We start from the raw sequence: 18,220 nt of genomic DNA, 5'->3' as shown, positions 1-18,220 counted from the left end.
AAATCTCCTCACGTGTCAAGACCTTGCGTTGATCAATCGCGGCCTTCTTTGCGCTGCTTAACTTGGGTGGATTGGGGGTGTCCCCCGCGCTATCGGGGGGGATAGAGGGTCAAGCCTGGGTCACTCCTCGGCCTGCACCTTGTCATAGGCGATCTGCAGGCGGCGCAGCTTGGAGTACAGCGTTTGCTTGGGGATGGAGAGCGCCCGCGCGGTTGCCGCCACATCGCAGTTGTTGCGCTTGAGCTCCTCCATCACAACGACCCGTTCAAACTGCTCAAGCTGTTCCGGCAGGCTGTTGCCGTGCTCGGCGTGGCTGCGGTGCAGCTCGAAATCATCGGACAGCAGCCCGAGCACGAAGCGGTCGGCCACGTTGCGCAGCTCCCGCACATTGCCGGGCCAGGAATGGGACAGCAGCAGCTCGAACTGCGCGTTCCCGAGCACAGGCGCCGGCCGGTTGAAGCGGGTGGCGGCCTGCAGGATGAGATGTTCGAACAGCAGCGGGATATCTTCGCGGCGCTCGCGCAGTGGCGGCAGGTCGATAAAGGCCACGCCAATGCGGTAGTACAAATCGGCACGGAACTTTTTTTGCTCGCTGAGCAGTTTCAGGTCTTCCTTGCTGGCGGCAATCACCCGGCAATCCACCGCGATGGATTCGTTCGATCCCACCCGCTCGATGGAGCGCTCCTGCAGCGCGCGCAGGAACTTGACCTGCACCGACATCGGCATGCTCTCGATTTCGTCGAGGAACAGGGTGCCGCCCTGCGCATGTTCGAACTTGCCGCAGCGCCGCCGCGTGGCGCCCGTGAAAGAGCCCACCTCATGCCCGAACAGCTCGCTCTCGGCCAGGGCTTCGGGCAGGCCGCCGCAGTTCAGCGGCACGAAGTTGCCGGTGCGGCGCGCGCTGTGGTCGTGCAGGCAGCGCGCCACCAGGTCCTTGCCCGTACCCGTCTCGCCATAGATCACTACGTCCGCCGGCGCATCCGCCAGCGCGCGCACCGCGCGGCGCACCCGTTCCATCTGCGCGGAGCGGCCGATCAGGCAGGCCTGGATCCCGTGCCAGCTTTCCAGTTGCTCGCGCAGGCCCAGCACTTCCAGGCCGAGCTTGCGCCGGTCTGCGGCGCGCCTGACCACGGAGACCAGCCGCTCGGAGGAACACGGCTTCTCGATGAAGTCGTACGCGCCCTCGCGCATGGCCTGCACCGCCATGGAGATGTCGCCGTGGCCGGTCATCAGGATCACGGGCAGGTCGGGGTCGATGTGCCGGATCTCGTTCAGCCAGGCCACGCCGTTCATGCCCGGCAACTTGACATCGCAGACCACCACCACCGGCACGCCGATGCCGATGCTGCTGCGCGCCTGCTCCACCGAGGCAAAGCCGTCCACGGCGAATCCCGCCAGCTCGAGGGCCTGCGAGCTGCCGACCAGCACATCCTCCTCGTCCTCGACAAAAACCACGCGGATGGGGTGGGTGTCAGTCATTGGTTTGCCTCTCTAGCGACGGGGCCAGCGGCAGCTCGACCACGAACTCGGCACCGGCGGGCGCCAGGTTGCGGGCGTACAGGCGGCCGCCGAACTCGCGCACGATATGCGCCGAGATCATCAGGCCAAGGCCCAGGCCCTTGCCCGCCGGCTTGGTTGTAATGAACGGGTCGAACAGCCGTGGCAGCACATCGGGATGGATGCCGGGGCCCGAGTCGCGGATGGTGAGGATGCATTGCTGGTCATGCCGGGCCGCGTGGATGTCCAGCTCCCGGATGGGGGCGCCCGACAAGGCATCGGCGGCATTGCCCAGCAGGTTGACCAGTACCTGCTCCACGCGGATCTCGTCAGCCAGGACGCTGATGTCAACCGGGTCGATCGCTACACTGACCGTGATATCGCGCTCCCGCATCCGGGTGCTGACGAGGAGCAGCGCGTCCTGCACCGCCTGGCGGATCAGGACCGGCCGCACCGCGTCCCGGGACTTGAACGCAAAGACCTTGAGTTGCTGCGTCAGCCGGCCAAGGCGGTCGATCAGCTTGGCGATGCGCTGGAGATTGCCCGCCACATCCTTGAGCCTGCCCTTTTCCAGCAGTACCTCGGCGTTGTCCGACAGCGTGCGCATGGCCGCCAGCGGCTGGTTGAGCTCGTGCACCACGCCGGCGGACATCTGCCCGAGCGCGGCCAGCTTGCCGGCATGGACCAGGTCGCTCTGCAGCGCGCGCAGCTCAGCCGTGCGCTCCAGCACCTTGGCCTCCAGGCCATCGTGCGCGGCGCGCAGCGCGCGTTGCGCCGCGGCTTGTTGTTGCCCGGCACGCAGGCGCAGTGCAATCACCAGCACCAGCAGCAGTACCACCATGCAGGCCAGCAGGGCGCCGATGGCTGCGTTGCGGGCCAGGTTGCGCGCGGGCAGTTCGTCATCCAGCAGCATGATGCGCCAGAGGCCGTGGTTGACCGTGCGCTCCGAGGCCAGGTAATCCACGCCATCCAGGCGCACGCGCGTGGTGTGCGCGTCCAGCCTGGCGCGAACCTGCCAGTCCAGTGGCATCAGGTCGGACTTGCCATAGGTGCGGGCCCGTCCGGCCTCGGCCAGCATCGCTTCCGTCAGCGGCGCCAGCGGGCGCAGCCGCCAGGGCGCCAGCGAGGCCAGGATGACCACATCGCGAGCGTCGACCACGAGCACCTTGCCAGGGATCTGCACCCAGTTGCGCTCCACGGCGTCGAGGTTGACCTTGACCGTGGCCACGCCGCGCTGCGCGCCGCCTTGCTGCAGTGCGTAGGCGAGGTAGTAGCCGGGCCGGCCGGAGGTAAACCCCACGCCGTAGAAGCGGCCCCGGCCGTGTTCGAGCGCGTCGCGCATATACGGCCGGAAGGAAAGGTCGGCCCCCATCGGCGTGCCCGGCTGGTCCCAGTCGGCGGCAGCCAGGGTCATGCCGGAGCGCTGGGTGACATACAGGTTGTCGGCGCCGGCTGTCGCGGTGATGCCGTGCAGGTAGCGGCTGACCTGCTGCTTGAGCGCCACGTCATCGGGCCGGCCGAGCAGTTCGAAGACTTCCGTGGTGGATTCGAGCAACGATGGCAGGTAGTCGAACCGGGACAGCTCGCCGTCCAGCCGCGCGGACACGACATCGAGGCGATGCTGGGCGGCAACGCGCAGCTGGTCGAGCCCGGCGCGCAACGCCATGGCATAGGCGAGCCAGGTGGCCAGTGCGATCGCCGCCAATGCCATACCGCACCAGATCCCCATGCGCATACGGCCGAGTTTCATGTCGCGAGCCCTTTCTCCGCAGTCCTCAAAGTCGCAGGACTTGTCGTCCGGATACCAGTGATGGAAGCGAGACCCGTGCTCGTCCTGGCACAGGTCAAGTGGATGCAGTGTACTCCCGGGGCACGGCTGCGCAAGACCCGCGCAACCGGCGGCGGGGGCTTGCATCGTGTCGCGGCGCAGCATGCGCGGGGGCCAGCTAGGCATAGCGGAGCTCGCCGGTCTTGCCGCGGAATACGCGGTACGAGAACACCGTGTAGCCGGCGATGGCCGGCACCGAGATGCACACGCCCACCAGGATCACCTTCAAGGCCTCCGGGCTGCTAGCGGCCTGCCAGATCGTCAGGCGGTGGATCACGATAAACGGAAAGATGCTGTAGGCCAGCACGAGGAAGCTGAGCACAAAGACCCCGATCAGCAGCACGAAAGGCAGCCAGCTCACCGGCCCGCGCACCAGGCGGGTATTGAGCAGCAGGCGTACGGCAAGCAGCGCGACGCCGGTCACCAGCGGGATGGAGAGCAGGGCGACGATCTGCGGTAGCACGAACCAGCGCTCGCGCACCGCCACGCTGATCCAGGGCGTGGCCACCGAGATCAGGACCAGCCCGCATACCATCGGCGCCCACGCGATCCTGGCCCACTGCACCGCGCGCTGCTGGAGTTCGCCCTCGGTCTTCATGACGAGCCAGCACGCGCCGAGCAGCACATAAGCCATCGGCAATGCCACGGCGATGGCCGCAGCGAACAGGGGATAGTTCCAACCGGTACCGAAGCCACTGATGTAACGTCCCAGCATCCACCCTTGCGAGACCGACGCGATTGTCGAGCCGGCGAAGAAGAGCCTGTCCCACATCGGCTTGTGCGCGCTCTTCACCTTCACCCGGAAGTCGAACGCCACGCCACGCAGGATCAGCCCTACCAGCATCAGCGTGACAGGCAGGTAGAGCTCGGTCAATATCAAACCGTGCGCCTTAGGGAAAGCCACGAGGAGGATGCCGATGCCGAGCACCAGCCAGGTCTCGTTGGCGTCCCAGAACGGGCCGATCGACGCCACCATGACGTCTTTCTCGGCCGGGGTGGCCCGGTGCATCAGCATGCCGACGCCCAGGTCATAGCCGTCGCTGATCACGTAGACCAGCATGGCGACGCCCATCAGCGCCATGAAGATCACGGGCAGGGCATCGTCAAAACGCATCCAGGTCATGGTTGGCTCCCGATCGGCAAGGCGTGCGTGGCGATGGTGCCGGGCGCAGTGGCGATTTGTCCGGCGGGCTCGTCCCCGAGCGGCGCCTCCGGCTTCTCCGCCAGGTACTTCAACACGCTGACATAGGCGATGATCAGCGCGAGGTACACCGTCACGAACAGCGCCAGCGTGAGGGCGATATGGGGCGCCGGCACGTTGGAGGCCACATCGGCGGTGCGTACCAGGCCGTAGACGATGAAAGGCTGGCGCCCGATCTCGGTGACGTACCAGCCAGCCACCGTGGCGATCCAGCCGGAGAAGGTCATGCCCGCGAGTCCCCACAGCAGCGCGCGCGGCAGCCGCTGCGGCTGCCAGCCGGCGCGGCGGTACCACCACCAGCCCAGCCAGCTGGCCGCCAGCATCAGCACGCCCATGCCCACCATCACGCGAAAGGCGAAGAACAGCGGTAGGACCGGCGGATGCACATCGCCGAACGTGTTCAGCCCGCGGATCTCGCCGTCGGGGCGGTGGGTCAGGATCAGGCTGGCGAGATCCGGGATGCCGATGGCCGCGCGATTGGTGCGCGCGCTTGCGTCGGGAATGGCGAAGAGCAGCAAGGGCGCGCCGCGCTCCGTCTCCCATACGCCCTCCATGGCGGCAATCTTCTGCGGCTGGTGCTCGAGCGTGTTCAGGCCGTGCATGTCGCCGATCACGATCTGCAGCGGGATCGCGGCCGCGGCAAGGGTCAGTCCGACCCGCAGCACCTTGGGCGCGGACAGCTGCGCCGTGCCTTTGAGCAGCTGCCACGCGCTCAGCCCCGCGAGCAGGAAGGCGCAGGTCAGCGCGGAGGCCAGCAGCATGTGGCAGAAGCGGTAGGGAAAGGAGGGGTTGAGGACGACGGCCACCCAGCTCTGCACGTGGAACTCGCCGTTGATGATCTCGTAGCCCTGGGGTGTCTGCATCCAGGAGTTCAGCGCCAGGATCCAGAAGGCGCTGAGCGTGGTGCCGAAGGCGACGAAGAAGGTCGACATCAGGTGCACCCGTTCGCTCACCTTGCCGTGCCCGAACAGCATCACGCCGAGAAAGCCGGCTTCGAGAAAGAACGCGGTCAGGACCTCATAGGCGAGCAGGGGCCCGGCAATATTGCCGACCGTTTCCATGAAGCCTGGCCAGTTGGTGCCGAACTGGAAGCTCATGGTGATGCCGCTGACCACGCCAAGCGCGAATGTCAGCGCGAACACCTTGGTCCAGAACCGGTAGGCATTCAGCCATGCATGGCGGACCTGTGGCGAGTCGGCCGCCAGGTAGCGCCAGCGGAAGAACAGCAGCAACCATCCCAGGCCGATGCTGATGGTCGGGAACAGGATATGGAAGGTGATGTTGGCAGCGAACTGCATGCGCGCCAGCAGGATGGGATCCATCTGTCCGGGCCTCCGCCGTGGGTTATGGATGGGCGCCGCGGGGCGGCTGGTTTGCGCCCCTCTCCCGCTTGCGGGAGAGGGGCGGCAACGTAGATTGCCGGGCCGAGGTGCGGCTGGAACGAGATCAGCGCTTGCCTTCCCCGGCCAAGCCATTCGACATGCCGATCAGCACGCCGCTGACCAGCGTGGCGTAGTGCTCGAGCCAGGCCTCGGTGCTGCTTTGCGCAAAGGCCCGTCCCTCGCGCGTGAGCTCGCGCGCCTGGGTGGCCAGCTGCTCGACCACCGCCGTCGCGCTGGCCCCGGTGGCCGTGCCCTTCACCTTCATGCCGTCCAGCACCGTCGACCAGGGCCCTTGCACGCCCTGCGGCAACTCGCCGATGGATTTGGCCACCGTGCTGAACAGCGCGTCCTCCATCTTCTCGATGTCGGCCACGGCCTTCTTGAGGTGCGTTTCGCGCAATTGCGTGCCCTGGTCGACGATCTGCTGCAACGCCCGACGATTTGCCTCCACCGCCTGCACCAGCGCGGCGTCCATGCCCTGCGCCACCTGCGACAGCATCGGCTCAAGCCCTGCTCCCGCGAGCCCGCTGCTGGCCGCCCCGGCGGAGGCCGCCTGGGTGACCATCTTCAGCGTGTCCTTGATGCTCTTGAGTGTCAGTTCCCGGCTTTGCAATGCCTTGAGCGTCGCCTGCTGGACAGCCTGCTGCAGGGATTCGCCTTGCTTCTCCGACGCTTGCGTGAACTGCTGAATCAGCGCGTCGCGATCGATGCCCATGGATTTCATGTGGTCTCCGGTTGCTGCCTTGCGTAGTTGTTCTGCTGCCGTGCGGTGGCCGTGCGGTGGCCGCGTGGTGGCCGTGCGCCGGCCGCCACCGCCAAACGTCACTGCATATGCTGGCCGCCGTTGATGGCGATGTTGGCGCCGGTCACGAAGGCAGCTTCCTCGGAGGCCAGGTAGATGATCAGGCCCGCCACTTCCTCCGGCTTGCCCAGCCGGCCTACCGGGATCTGCGGCAGGATCTTGGTGTTCAGGATCTCCTCGGGAATGGCGGTGACCATCTTGGTGCCGATGTAGCCGGGCGAGATGGTGTTTACCGTGACGCCTTTCCTGGCGACTTCCAGAGCCAGCGCCTTGGTGAAGCCGTGCACGCCGGCCTTGGCTGCCGAGTAGTTGGTCTGGCCGAACGCGCCCTTCGAGCCGTTGACCGACGACACATTGACGATGCGGCCCCAGCCGCGCTCCACCATGCCGTCGGCGACCTGCTTGGTCATGTTGAACAGGCTGTCCAGGTTGGTGCGCAGCACCGTGTCCCAGTTCACCTTGTCCATCTTCTTGAAGGTCATGTCGCGCGTGATGCCGGCGTTGTTGACCAGCACGTCGACCGGGCCGGCGACTTCCATCACGGCCGCCACCGCCTTCGCGCACGAATCGATGTCCGCCACGTCGCAGGGCACGGCGAGGATGTCGTAGCCGCGCGCCTTCATCTGCCGGACCCATTCGCCATGGGTGGTGTTGCCCGGCGAATAGGTGACCGCTACCCGGTAGCCGGCATCGGCCATCTTGGTGGAAATGGTTTCACCCAGGCCGCCCATGCCGCCCGTGACCAGTACTACGCGTTGCTTGCTCATCGTTTCTCCTTGTGGAATGAATGCTGTCTTAGCGCTCGACGGCCAGCGCCACGCCCATGCCGCCGCCAATGCATAGCGACGCCAGGCCACGCCTGGCGTCGCGCCGGGCCATCTCATGGAGCAGGGTGACCAGGATGCGGCAGCCGGATGCGCCGATGGGATGCCCGATGGCGATGGCGCCGCCATTGACGTTGATCTTGCTGGCGTCCCAGTCCATCTCCTGATTGACCGCGCACGCCTGGGCGGCGAAGGCCTCGTTGATCTCCATCAGGTCCAGGTCGTTGATGCTCCAGCCCGCCTTTTGCAGGCAACGCTGCGAGGCCGGGACCGGGCCCATGCCCATGATGGTCGGGTCGAGCCCGGCCGAGGCATAGGAGGCGATCCGGGCCAGGGGCTTGAGCCCCAGTTCGCGCGCCTTGCTTGCCGACATCATCAGGACCGCCGCAGCGCCGTCGTTCAGGCCGGAGGCATTGCCGGCGGTGACGGAGCCGGCTTTGTCGAAGGCCGGCCGCAGCCCCGCCAGCGCATCGGCCGTGGTGCCGTGCTTGATGAACTCGTCGGTATCGAAGACCACGGTGCCTTTCTTCGAGACGATCGAGACCGGCACGATCTCGTCCTTGAAGCGGCCGGCTTTCTGCGCCAGTTCGGCCTTTTGCTGCGATGCGGCCGCGAACGCGTCCTGCTGCTCGCGCGAGATGTTGTATGCCTTGGCGACGTTCTCGGCGGTGGTGCCCATGTGGTACTGGTTGAAGGCATCCCACAGGCCGTCGACGATCATCGTGTCGGTCAGCTTCCAGTCGCCCATGCGCTGGCCGTCGCGCGATCCCGCCAGCACGTGCGGCGATGCGCTCATGTTCTCCTGGCCGCCGGCGATGACGATATCCGCATCGCCGCACTTGATGGCCTGGGCCGCCAGGTGCACGGCCTTCAGGCCGGAGCCGCAGACCTTGCCGATGGTCATGGCGGGCACGGTGTTGGGCAAGCCTGCCTTGAGGGCGGCCTGGCGCGCGGGATTTTGCCCGCTGCCCGCGGTCAGCACCTGGCCCAGCAGCACCTCGTCGACCATTTCCGGCTTCAGGCCGCTGCGCTCGAGCAAGGCCTTGATGACCGTGGCGCCCAGTTCGGGGGCCGGCACCTTGGCCAGCGAGCCGCCGAACTTGCCGACGGCGGTTCTGGCTGCGGCGACGATAACAACATCTTCCATGTGACTCTCCTGGGTGAATCGGGGGTAGGGTGGATAGGGGATTGGCAGGCCAGCCTGCGGATAGCTAGCTGGCCTTCGCCTTGACGTAGCGCCCGGGTGCGGGCTCGATCACGGGGTAGGCGGTGCTGCCAGGCGAGCGCCGCGGGGCGGTGCGCGGGCCGGCGTGTTCTGCGAGCCAGCTGGTCCAGGCCGGCCACCAGCTGCCTTCGACGCGTTCGGCGCCGTCAAGCCAGCGTTGCGGTTCGCCCTGGAGCGGGCCGGTCCAGTGGTGGCGCTTGCCTTTGGCTGGCGGGTTGATCACGCCGGCGATGTGGCCGCTGGCGCCCAGCACGAAGGTCGTCGGGCCGCCCAACAGGCGCGTGGTGGCATAGGCGCTGCCCCACGGCACGATGTGGTCGTCTTGCGAGGCATAGAGGAAAGCGGGCACCTGGACCCGGGCAAAATCCACCGGCTCCCCGCACTGCACGGTGCCGCCCGGCACGCGCAGGCGGTTCTCCAGGTAGGCGTTGCGCAGGTACCAGCAGTACATCGGCCCCGGCAGGTTGGTGTCGTCGCAGTTCCAGGACAGCAGGTCGAACGCCGGCGGCGCGCTTCCTTTCAGGTAGCTGTTGACCGCATAGGGCCAGATCAGGTCGTTGGCGCGCAGCGCGGCGAACACATGGGCCAGCTCGCGGCCGCGCAGCAGCCCGCCGCGGCCGATCGTGGCCTCCCGCATCGCGACCATGGCGTCGTTGACGAGCAGGCCGATCTCGCCGGTATCAACGAAGTCCAGCATCGTGGTGAGCAGCGTGACGCTGGCAACCCTGTCCTGGCCCCGTGCGGCGGCCACCGCCAGCGCGCAGGCCAGCAGCGTGCCGCCCACGCAGAAGCCCAGCGTGTTGACGCGGTCGGCGCCGCTGATCTCCTGCGCTACATCGATGGCGCGCAGCACGCCCTGTTCAAGGTAGTCGTCCCATGTCAGGTGCCCCTGCGCTTGCGCCACGTTGCGCCATGACATCAGGAAGACCGTATGCCCTTGCGCGACCGCATGGGCGACGAATGAGTTCTCGGGCTGCAGGTCGAGGATATAGAACTTGTTGATGCAGGGCGGCACGATCAACAACGGGCGCTGATGGACCTTGCCCGCGCCCGGTGCGTACTGGATGAGCTGCATCAGCTCGTTCTCATACACCACGTCGCCCGGCGTGGTGGCCACGTTGCGGCCAACCTCGAAGCTCTGCTCATCGGTCATCGAGACGCGGCCCTTGGCCAGGTCCTGCAGGAACAGGCGCATGCCCTCCACCAGGCTGGCGCCGCCGGAGTCCACCGCCAGCTGCAGCGCCTCGGGGTTGGTGGCCAGGCAATTGGCCGGGCTGAGCGCGTCCAGCACCTGGCGCAGGGCGAACTGCCACTGCGCCTTGGCCTGCGCGTCGGCGGGTGCTTGCTCAATCGCGCCTTGCAGCAGCGTCGCATAGCTCTGGTAGTGGCGTACCGCCAGGGCAAAGCGCGGGTCGTCGCGCCAGGCCTGCGCGGCAAAGCGGCGGTCCGGGGTGCCGGCGGGCTCGCCCGCCGGCCACAGCGCGCTCATTTGCCTGAGGGCCTGGTCCGGCCAGGCGGCGAGCGCGCGCGCCGCCGCCAGCATGGAGACCGGCGCGGGCGTGGCGTCGGCGTCTTGCGGCGCCTGGCCGGGAGCGGCGCCGAACGCGCGCAGCATGGTCTGTTGCGCGCTGAAGAGCTCGGCAATCCAGCGGGAGGGATCGGGTGTGGGATTGGTCATGGGGTCCGGAAGAGTGCGATTGCGTGTGCGGGACGGCGCCACGGCGCTCAGTGCAGCTTCACATGCGGCTCGGTGCGCCGGACGATGGAGCGCGCCAGCGTGTCGAGCGCGACCTTGGCAAAGCCATGCAATGCCAGTTCGTGCATCTTGTAGAGCGACAGGTACATCATCCGGGCGAACAATCCCTCCACCATCAGGCTGCCGCCGATCAGGCCGCCCATCATGTTGCCCACGGTGCTGAACTCGCCCAGCGACACCAGCGAGCCGAAATCGCGGTAGCGATAGTTGGCCAGCGCCTTGCCCGCCATGCGGGCGCGGACCTGCCTGACCATGTGCGAAGCCTGCTGGTGCGCGGCCTGGGCGCGCGGCGGCACAAAGCCGCCCTTGCCCTGGTTGGCCTCGGGCCACGCGCACGCGGCGCAATCGCCAATCGCGAAGATATTCTCGTCGCGGCTGGTCTGCAGCGTGGGGTGCACCACCAGCTGGTTGATCCGGTTGGTTTCAAGGCCGGCAAGATCCTTGAGGAAGTCGGGCGCCTTCACGCCCGCCGCCCATACCACCAGCTCCGCCGGCAGCAGCCGGCCATCGCCCAGCTGCACGCCACCGGGCAGCACCTCGGCCACCTTGGCGTCGGTGAGCACTTCCACGCCGAGCTTGCGCAGCAGGTCCTCCGTGGCGCTGGACAGGCGCGGGGGCAATGCCGGCAGCACGCGCGGCGCGGCTTCGATCAGCGTGACCCGGATGTCCTTGTCGGCGTCGACACGGTCCAGGCCGAAGGCCACCACCTCGCGGGTGGTGCGGTGCAGCTCGGCCGCCAGCTCCACGCCGGTGGCGCCGGCGCCGATGATGGCCACGTGCAACTGCTGGGCCAGCAGGGGCGCGGTCTGCGCGTGCGCGCGGATGCAGGCATTGACCATGCGCGAGTGAAAGCGCAGCGCGTCCGCGGCGGACTCCAGCCGCATGGCGTGCTCGTACATGCCCGGCGTGCCGAAGTCATTGCTCTGGCTGCCCACCGCGATGACCAGGGTGTCGTAGCCAAAGGTGCGCAGCGGCGTGATCTGGGTGCCTTCGTCGTCCACATAAGGAGCCACCAGCACCTCCCGGCGCTCGCGGTCCAGGCCTACCATTTCGCCGACGCGGTAGCGGAAGTGGTGCCAGTGCGATTGCGCGAGATAGCCCACCTCGTGGGCGCTCATGTCCATGCTGCCGGCGGCGATCTCGTGCAGCTTGGGCTTCCACACGTGGGTGCGGGTCTTCTCGATGAGCGTGACTTCGGCTTGCCCGCGCCGGCCGAGGGTGTCGCCGAGCCGGGTGGCTAGCTCAAGCCCGCCCGCACCGCCGCCGACGATGACGATGCGATGCGGTGCCTTCAGGGAGGCATCGGGACGATAGGTGGAGGGTTTCATCGTGGCCTGCCGTTTACCGGGTCAGCGTGGTGCCGGAGGCCGGCATGCGGGCGACCAGCGGATCCAGCACCGCTTCCGGCTCGTCGGCCTCGGCATCCGATTCGTTGTCCAGCCGGCGGTGCATCCGCGCGACATCCAGGTCGCCGGTCCATTTCGCGACCACCACGGTGGCCACGCCGTTGCCGATGAGGTTGGTCAGGGCGCGCGCCTCCGACATGAAGCGGTCGATGCCCAGGATCAGGGCCAGGCCAGCCACCGGCACATGCCCCACCGCCGACAGCGTGGCCGCCAGCACGATGAAGCCGCTGCCGGTCACGCCCGCCGCGCCCTTGGAGGTCAGCAGCAGCACGGCCAGCAGCGTGAGCTGCTGCGTCAGGCTCATGTCGGTGTTGGTAGCCTGGGCGATGAATACTGCCGCCATGGTCAGGTAGATCGACGTGCCATCCAGGTTGAACGAGTAGCCGGTGGGGATCACCAGCCCGACGACGGACTTGCGCGCACCCAGGTTTTCCAGCTTGGCCATCATCCGCGGCAGCACCGATTCCGACGACGACGTGCCCAGCACGATCAGCAGTTCCTCCTTGATGTACTTGATGAACTTCCAGATCGAGAAGCCATGCGCGCGCGCGATGCCGCCGAGCACGACAAAGATGAAAAACAGGCAGGTCGCATAGAACGTGGCCATCAGCTGGCCAAGCTGCAGCAGCGAGCCCACGCCGTATTTCCCGATGGTGAACGCCATGGCCCCGAACGCGCCGATGGGGGCCACCTTCATGATGTAGCCGACGATGGTGAACAGCACATGCGAGAACTTCTCGATGAAGTCGAAGACCAGCGTGCCGCGTCCGCCGAACCTATGCAGCGCGAAGCCAAACATCACGGCAAACAGCAGCACCTGCAGGATCTCGCCCTTGGCAAAGGCGTCCACCACGGTATTGGGGATCACATGCAGCAGGAAATCCACCGTGCCCTGCATCTTGCCGGGCTCGGTGTAGGCGGCGATGCTCTTGGTATCGAGCGTGCTCACGTCGACATTCATGCCCGCCCCGGGCTTGACGATATTGATGATCACCAGGCCGACGACCAGCGCAATGCCGCTCACCACCTCGAAGTACAGCAGCGCCAGCCCGCCGGTCTTGCCGACCTTCTTCATGTCCTCCATGCCGGCGATGCCCACCACCACGGTGCAGAAGATGATCGGCGCGATGATCATCTTGATCAGCTTGATGAAGCCGTCTCCCAACGGTTTCATCGCCGCGCCGGCCTGCGGATAGAAGTGCCCCAGGATCACGCCGATGACGATCGCGGTGATGACCTGGAAGTACAGGGATCTGTAGAACGGCTTGGGGTGACTGTGGTTGTCCATGGGTGTCTCCTTTGTGGTTTTACTTGTCGCCGGCGCCCGGGGGAGGGCAGGTCAATCGAGCGCCCAGGCCGAGGTGCGCTGGGCGTTGGCGTCGACCGTTGCCACGGCGCTCATGTTGACAATGCGGCGTACCGTGGACGAGGAAGTCAGGATGTGCACCGGGCGCGCGGCGCCAAGCAGGATGCCGCCCACCGTGATGCCGCCGCCCGCGGCGATGCGCATCAGGTTGTAGGAGATGTTGGCGGCATCCACGTTTGGCATCACCAGCACGTTGGCTTCCGTGGGCAGGCAGGATTCGGGGAACTCGTGCTCCAGGATGTGCTTGGACAACGCCGCATCGCCCCGCATCTCGCCTTCGACGGCCAGTGAGGGTTCGCGCGCCTTCACCAGTGCCAGCGCTTCGCGCATCTTCACCGCGGCGGGCGCGGTGGAGCCGCCGAAGTTGGAGTGGGAGAGCAGCGCCACGCTGGGCGTGATGCCAAAGCGCCGGACCGCTTCGGCCGCCAGCAGGGTGATGTTGGCGATCTGCTGTGCCGTCGGGTCGAGGTTGACGTGGGTGTCGCAGATAAACAGCTGGCGGCCGGGCAGCATCAGCATCTGCATGACCGCGAGCGTGTCGCTGCCGGCCTTGAGCCCGATGGTGTCCCGCACATAGCCAAGATGGTCCTGGAAGCGGCCCACGGTGCCGCACAGCATGGCATCGGCCCGGCCTTGGCGCACCAGCATGGCGCCCAGCAGCGTACCGCGGCTGCGCACCTCGGCCTGCGCCAGCGCGCGCGAGACGCCGTCGCGGGAGCTAAGCTGGTAGTAGGCCTCGGCCGCGTCGCCGTAGATGGCGGGCTCCAGCGGATCCACGGTTTCGCAGTCCACGCCGGGCTGCAGGCGCAGCCCGAACTGCGCAATGCGCTGCACGATCACGTCGGGGCGGCCCACCAGCAACGGGCGCGCGATGCCCTCATCGATGACCACCTGCGCGGCGCGCAGCACGCGCTCAATCTCGCCCTCCGCGTAGATCACCCGCTTGGGCGCGCGCTTGGCGGCGGCAAACACCGGCCCCATGGCGCTGCGCGACTGGTAGACGAACTGGCCAAGGCGCTGGCGATACGCCTCCATGTCCGCGATGGGGCGCGTCGCCACGCCGCTGTCCATGGCCGCCTGGGCCACGGCGGGCGCCACGGCTTCGATCAGCCGCGGGTCGAACGGCTTGGGAATCAGGTACTCGGCGCCGAAGCGCAGGCCCACCGCGCCGTACGCCTGGGCGACCACTTCGGGGATTTCCGCGTGCGCCAGTTCGGCGATGGCCCGCACGGCCGCCAGCTTCATTTCTTCGTTGATGGTGGTGGCGCCCACGTCCAGCGCACCGCGGAAGATAAACGGGAAGCACAGGACGTTGTTGACCTGGTTCGGGTAGTCCGAGCGCCCGGTGCCCAGGATCGCATCGGGGCGCACCGCCAGCGCATCCTCCGGCGCGATCTCCGGCGTGGGGTTGGCCATGGCCAGGATGATCGGGTCGCGCGCCATGACCTTGACCATCTCTGGCTTGAGCACGCCGCCTGCCGACAGCCCGAGGAAGATATCCGCGCCGCCGATGATGTCGGACAGCGTGCGCGCGGAAGTGTCCTGCGCATAGCGCGCCTTGTTCGGGTCCATCGCCTCCTTGCGGCCGAGGTAGACCACGCCGTTGCTGTCGGAGACGAACACATTGCCGAGCGGCAGGCCCAGGCTGACGATCAGGTCCAGGCAGGCCAGCGCCGCCGCGCCCGCGCCGGAAGCCACCAGCTTGACCTCCGAGATATCCTTGCCGACGTGCTTGAGGGCATTGAGGATGGCCGCGGCGGCCACGATGGCGGTGCCGTGCTGGTCGTCATGGAAGACCGGGATCTTCATGCGCTCGCGCAGCTTCTTCTCGATGTAGAAGCACTCGGGCGCCTTGATGTCCTCCAGGTTGATGCCGCCGAAGGTCGGCTCCATGCGGGCGATGGTATCGATCAGCGCATCCGGGTCGTCCTCCGCCAGTTCGATGTCGAATACATCGATGCCGGCGAACTTCTTGAACAGGCAGCCCTTGCCCTCCATCACCGGCTTGCCCGCCAGCGGGCCGATATTGCCCAGGCCCAGCACCGCCGTGCCGTTGGTGATCACGGCGACCAGGTTGGCGCGCGAGGTGAGGTTCATCGCCTCGGCCGGATCCCGCACGATCTCCATGCAGGCGTCGGCGACGCCCGGCGAGTAGGCGAGGGCGAGGTCGCGCTGCGTGGCCATCGCCTTGGTCGGCGTCACGGAGATCTTGCCGGGTGTGGGGTAGCGGTGGTAGTCGAGTGCGGCTTCGCGAAGGTTGTCGGTCATGGTTGTCTCTGTGGCTCGGTCAGGGCGCCAGATCGGCGATAGACGTTCTTGTGATCTCTTGGGCGTAGCGCACGGCGCAAATGCCGCGCCGTGCGCCTCTCGCTTATTTCTTCTTCACAGGCGGCAAGTCGGTGCAATGGCCCTCGAACACCTCGGCGGCCATGCCGATGGATTCGCCCAGCGTCGGGTGCGGGTGGATGGTCTTGCCGATATCGGCGGGCTCGCAACCCATCTCCACGGCCAGGCAGATCTCGCTGATCAGGTCGCCGGCATGCGTGCCGACGATGCCGCCGCCGATCACGCGATGGGTGGCTTCGTCGACGAGCAGCTTGGTGAAGCCTTCGTCGCGGCCGTTGGCGATGGCCCGGCCCGAAGCGGCCCACGGGAACACGGCCTTGCCGAACTTGATGCCTTCGGCCTTGCACTGGTCTTCGGTCTTGCCGGCCCAGGCCACCTCGGGATCGGTGTAGGCAACCGACGGGATCTGCCGCGCGTCGAAGAAGGCGGGCTCGCCGTGCGCGGCCTCGGCGGCCACATGCGCTTCATGTACCGCTTTGTGCGCCAGCATCGGCTGGCCGACAATGTCGCCGATCGCATGGATATGCGCGACGTTGGTCCGCATCTGCCTGTCGACCTCGATGAAGCCGCGCTCGGTGACGGCCACGCCAGCTTTGTCCGCGCCGATGGACTTGCCGTTGGGGCTGCGGCCCACCGCCACCAGCACCACGTCGTAGACCTGCGGCGCCGGTGCTTCCTTGCCCTCGAAGCTGACTTCGATGCCGGCCGCGGTGGCCTTGGCCCCAACAGTCTTGGTCTTCAGCATGACGTGGTCGAAGCGGTGCGCGTTCTTCTTTTCCCAGACCTTCACCAGGTCGCGGTCGGCGCCCTGCATCAGGCCATCGAGCATTTCCACCACGTCGATGCGCGTGCCCAGCGTGGAGTAGACCGTGGCCATTTCCAGGCCGATGATGCCGCCGCCCACCACCAGCATGCGCTTCGGGATGGATTTGAGCAGCAGCGCGCCGGTGGAGTCGACCACGCGCTCGTCGTCAGGCATGAACGGCAGCTTCACCGCCTGGCTGCCGGCCGCGATGATGGCCTTGGCGAACCGGATCACGCGCTTGCCGCCATCGGCCGCCACCACCTCCAGGTGATGCGGATCAAGGAAGCTGCCCACGCCGGTCACCACCTCGACCTTGCGCGCCTTGGCCATGCCGGCCAGGCCGCCCGTGAGTTTCTTGATGACGCTGTCCTTGAAGCCGCGCAGCTTGTCCAGGTCGATCTCGGGGGCACCGTAGCGGATGCCGTGGTCCGGCAGTGTCGCCACTTCGTCCATGACCGAGGCGGTGTGCAGCAGCGCCTTGGAGGGGATGCAGCCCACATTGAGGCAGACTCCGCCAAGGGTGTCGTAGCGCTCCACCAGGACGGTCTTCATGCCCAGGTCGGCGCTGCGGAACGCGGCGGAATAGCCGCCCGGGCCGGCGCCCAGCACCAGCATTTCGCATTCCAGGTCCGCCTTGCCGGTGTAGCTGGCAGCGCTGGGAACGGGCGCGCCGGCTGGCGCTGGCTTGGGCGGCGCCGATGGGGCCGCAGGCGCCGGCGCGGCGGGTGCGGCAGCGGTTGCAGCGGCCTCGGCAGCCTCCACCACCAGGATCACCGATCCTTCGCTGACTTTATCGTTGACCTTGACGGTGATCTCCTTGACCACGCCGGCGTGGGTGGAAGGGATCTCCATCGAGGCCTTGTCGGACTCGACCGCGATCAGGCTGGTATCCACGGCGATGGTCTCGCCGGGCTTGACCATGACCTCGATCACCGTGACATCCTTGAAATCGCCGATATCCGGCACTTTGACTTCGACACGTTGGGTCATTGCAGCGCGCCCCTCAGAACAGCACACGCCGCAGATCGGCGAGCAGGTTGGCAAAATAGACGTTGAAACGGGCCGCCGCGGCGCCGTCGATGACACGGTGGTCCCATGACAACGACAGTGGCAGCGTCAGGCGCGAAGCCCAGGTCTTGCCATCGCTGGAGTGCTGCTTCCAGAAGCTCTTGCATACGCCCATGATCGCGACCTCGGGCGCGTTGATGATGGGGGTGAAGTTGATGCCGCCGATGCCGCCGAGCGAGCTGATCGTGAAGGTGCCGCCCGACATCTGGTCGGGCTTGAGCTTGCCCTCGCGCGCCAGCTTGGCCAGCTCGCCCATCTCCCGCGCGATGTCGGGGATGCTCTTCTTGTCGACGTCGCGGATCACCGGCACCATCAGGCCGTTGGGCGTGTCGGCCGCGAAGCCGATGTGGTAGTACTGCTTGAGCACCAGGGTGTCGCCGTCCAGGCTTGCGTTGAACTCGGGGAATTTCTTGAGCGTGGCCACGGCCGCCTTCATCATGAACGGCAGCATGCTGATCTTGACGCCGCTCTTCTCCAGCTCCTTGTTCATCTGCACGCGGAACGGCTCCAGGTCGGTGATATCCGCTTCGTCGTGCGTGGTGACGTGCGGAATCACCACCCAGTTGCGGTGCAGGTTGGCGCCGGAGATCTTCTTGATGCGGCTCAGTTCCTTGCGCTCGACCGGGCCGAACTTGGCGAAGTCGACCTTGGGCCATGGCAGCAGGTCCAGGCCCGCGCCGCCGCCGGCGGGCGCCGGGGCGGCCTTGGCGGCCG

Annotated in this window: 13 protein-coding genes; all 13 read right to left on the bottom strand. The window is 67.0% G+C overall.

What is annotated here, in order from left to right; all coding sequences use genetic code 11:
• Positions 1-120: 120 nt before the first annotated feature.
• Positions 121-1,479: a sigma-54-dependent transcriptional regulator gene (locus ACGLHR_RS44450; RefSeq protein ID WP_400102215.1), complete on the bottom strand. Its 1,359-nt coding sequence runs from the start codon at positions 1,477-1,479 to the stop codon at positions 121-123.
• Positions 1,472-3,247: an ATP-binding protein gene (locus tag ACGLHR_RS44445; protein ID WP_400102214.1), complete on the bottom strand. Its 1,776-nt coding sequence runs from the start codon at positions 3,245-3,247 to the stop codon at positions 1,472-1,474. Before ACGLHR_RS44445 ends, ACGLHR_RS44450 begins: the two co-directional genes overlap by 8 nt.
• 196 nt (positions 3,248-3,443) lie before the next feature.
• Positions 3,444-4,439 (bottom strand): cytochrome d ubiquinol oxidase subunit II, encoded by a 996-nt coding sequence (locus ACGLHR_RS44440; RefSeq protein WP_400102216.1) that lies wholly within the window; start codon positions 4,437-4,439, stop codon positions 3,444-3,446.
• A 5-nt stretch (positions 4,440-4,444) separates the two neighbouring features.
• Positions 4,445-5,848, bottom strand: coding sequence for a cytochrome ubiquinol oxidase subunit I (locus ACGLHR_RS44435; RefSeq protein WP_400102213.1), 1,404 nt, complete (start codon positions 5,846-5,848; stop codon positions 4,445-4,447).
• A 124-nt stretch (positions 5,849-5,972) separates the two neighbouring features.
• Positions 5,973-6,632, bottom strand: a complete 660-nt coding sequence (locus tag ACGLHR_RS44430; RefSeq protein ID WP_400102212.1) for a DUF6781 family protein — start codon at positions 6,630-6,632, stop codon at positions 5,973-5,975.
• 98 nt (positions 6,633-6,730) lie between these two features.
• Complete coding sequence (gene phbB, locus ACGLHR_RS44425; RefSeq protein ID WP_400102211.1) at positions 6,731-7,477, bottom strand: acetoacetyl-CoA reductase; 747 nt, start codon at positions 7,475-7,477, stop codon at positions 6,731-6,733.
• A gap of 28 nt (positions 7,478-7,505) precedes the next feature.
• Positions 7,506-8,681: an acetyl-CoA C-acetyltransferase gene (locus tag ACGLHR_RS44420; RefSeq protein WP_400102210.1), complete on the bottom strand. Its 1,176-nt coding sequence runs from the start codon at positions 8,679-8,681 to the stop codon at positions 7,506-7,508.
• A gap of 64 nt (positions 8,682-8,745) precedes the next feature.
• Complete coding sequence (phaC, locus tag ACGLHR_RS44415) at positions 8,746-10,437, bottom strand: class I poly(R)-hydroxyalkanoic acid synthase (protein ID WP_400102209.1); 1,692 nt, start codon at positions 10,435-10,437, stop codon at positions 8,746-8,748.
• Positions 10,438-10,484: 47 nt separating this feature from the next.
• Entirely contained in the window at positions 10,485-11,843 is a 1,359-nt protein-coding gene (locus ACGLHR_RS44410) for an NAD(P)/FAD-dependent oxidoreductase (RefSeq protein ID WP_400102208.1), read from the bottom strand.
• Positions 11,844-11,856: 13 nt separating this feature from the next.
• Entirely contained in the window at positions 11,857-13,209 is a 1,353-nt protein-coding gene (locus tag ACGLHR_RS44405; RefSeq protein ID WP_400102207.1) for a dicarboxylate/amino acid:cation symporter, read from the bottom strand.
• A 51-nt stretch (positions 13,210-13,260) separates the two neighbouring features.
• The gene (locus tag ACGLHR_RS44400; protein WP_400102206.1) at positions 13,261-15,555 is read right to left on the bottom strand and encodes an NADP-dependent malic enzyme; all 2,295 of its coding nucleotides are present in this window, start codon (positions 15,553-15,555) and stop codon (positions 13,261-13,263) included.
• Positions 15,556-15,658: 103 nt separating this feature from the next.
• The gene (lpdA, locus tag ACGLHR_RS44395) at positions 15,659-17,428 is read right to left on the bottom strand and encodes a dihydrolipoyl dehydrogenase (RefSeq protein ID WP_400102205.1); all 1,770 of its coding nucleotides are present in this window, start codon (positions 17,426-17,428) and stop codon (positions 15,659-15,661) included.
• A gap of 13 nt (positions 17,429-17,441) precedes the next feature.
• Positions 17,442-18,220, bottom strand: a 779-nt coding sequence (locus ACGLHR_RS44390) for a 2-oxo acid dehydrogenase subunit E2 (protein ID WP_400102204.1), incomplete at its 5' end; no start/stop codon positions are given.

The organism is Cupriavidus sp. CuC1 (genome assembly GCF_044627735.1).
GTDB lineage: Bacteria > Pseudomonadota > Gammaproteobacteria > Burkholderiales > Burkholderiaceae > Cupriavidus > Cupriavidus ulmosensis.
The sequence above is the reverse complement of the archived record's forward strand: the minus strand, read 5'-3'. Positions and strand labels throughout refer to the sequence as shown.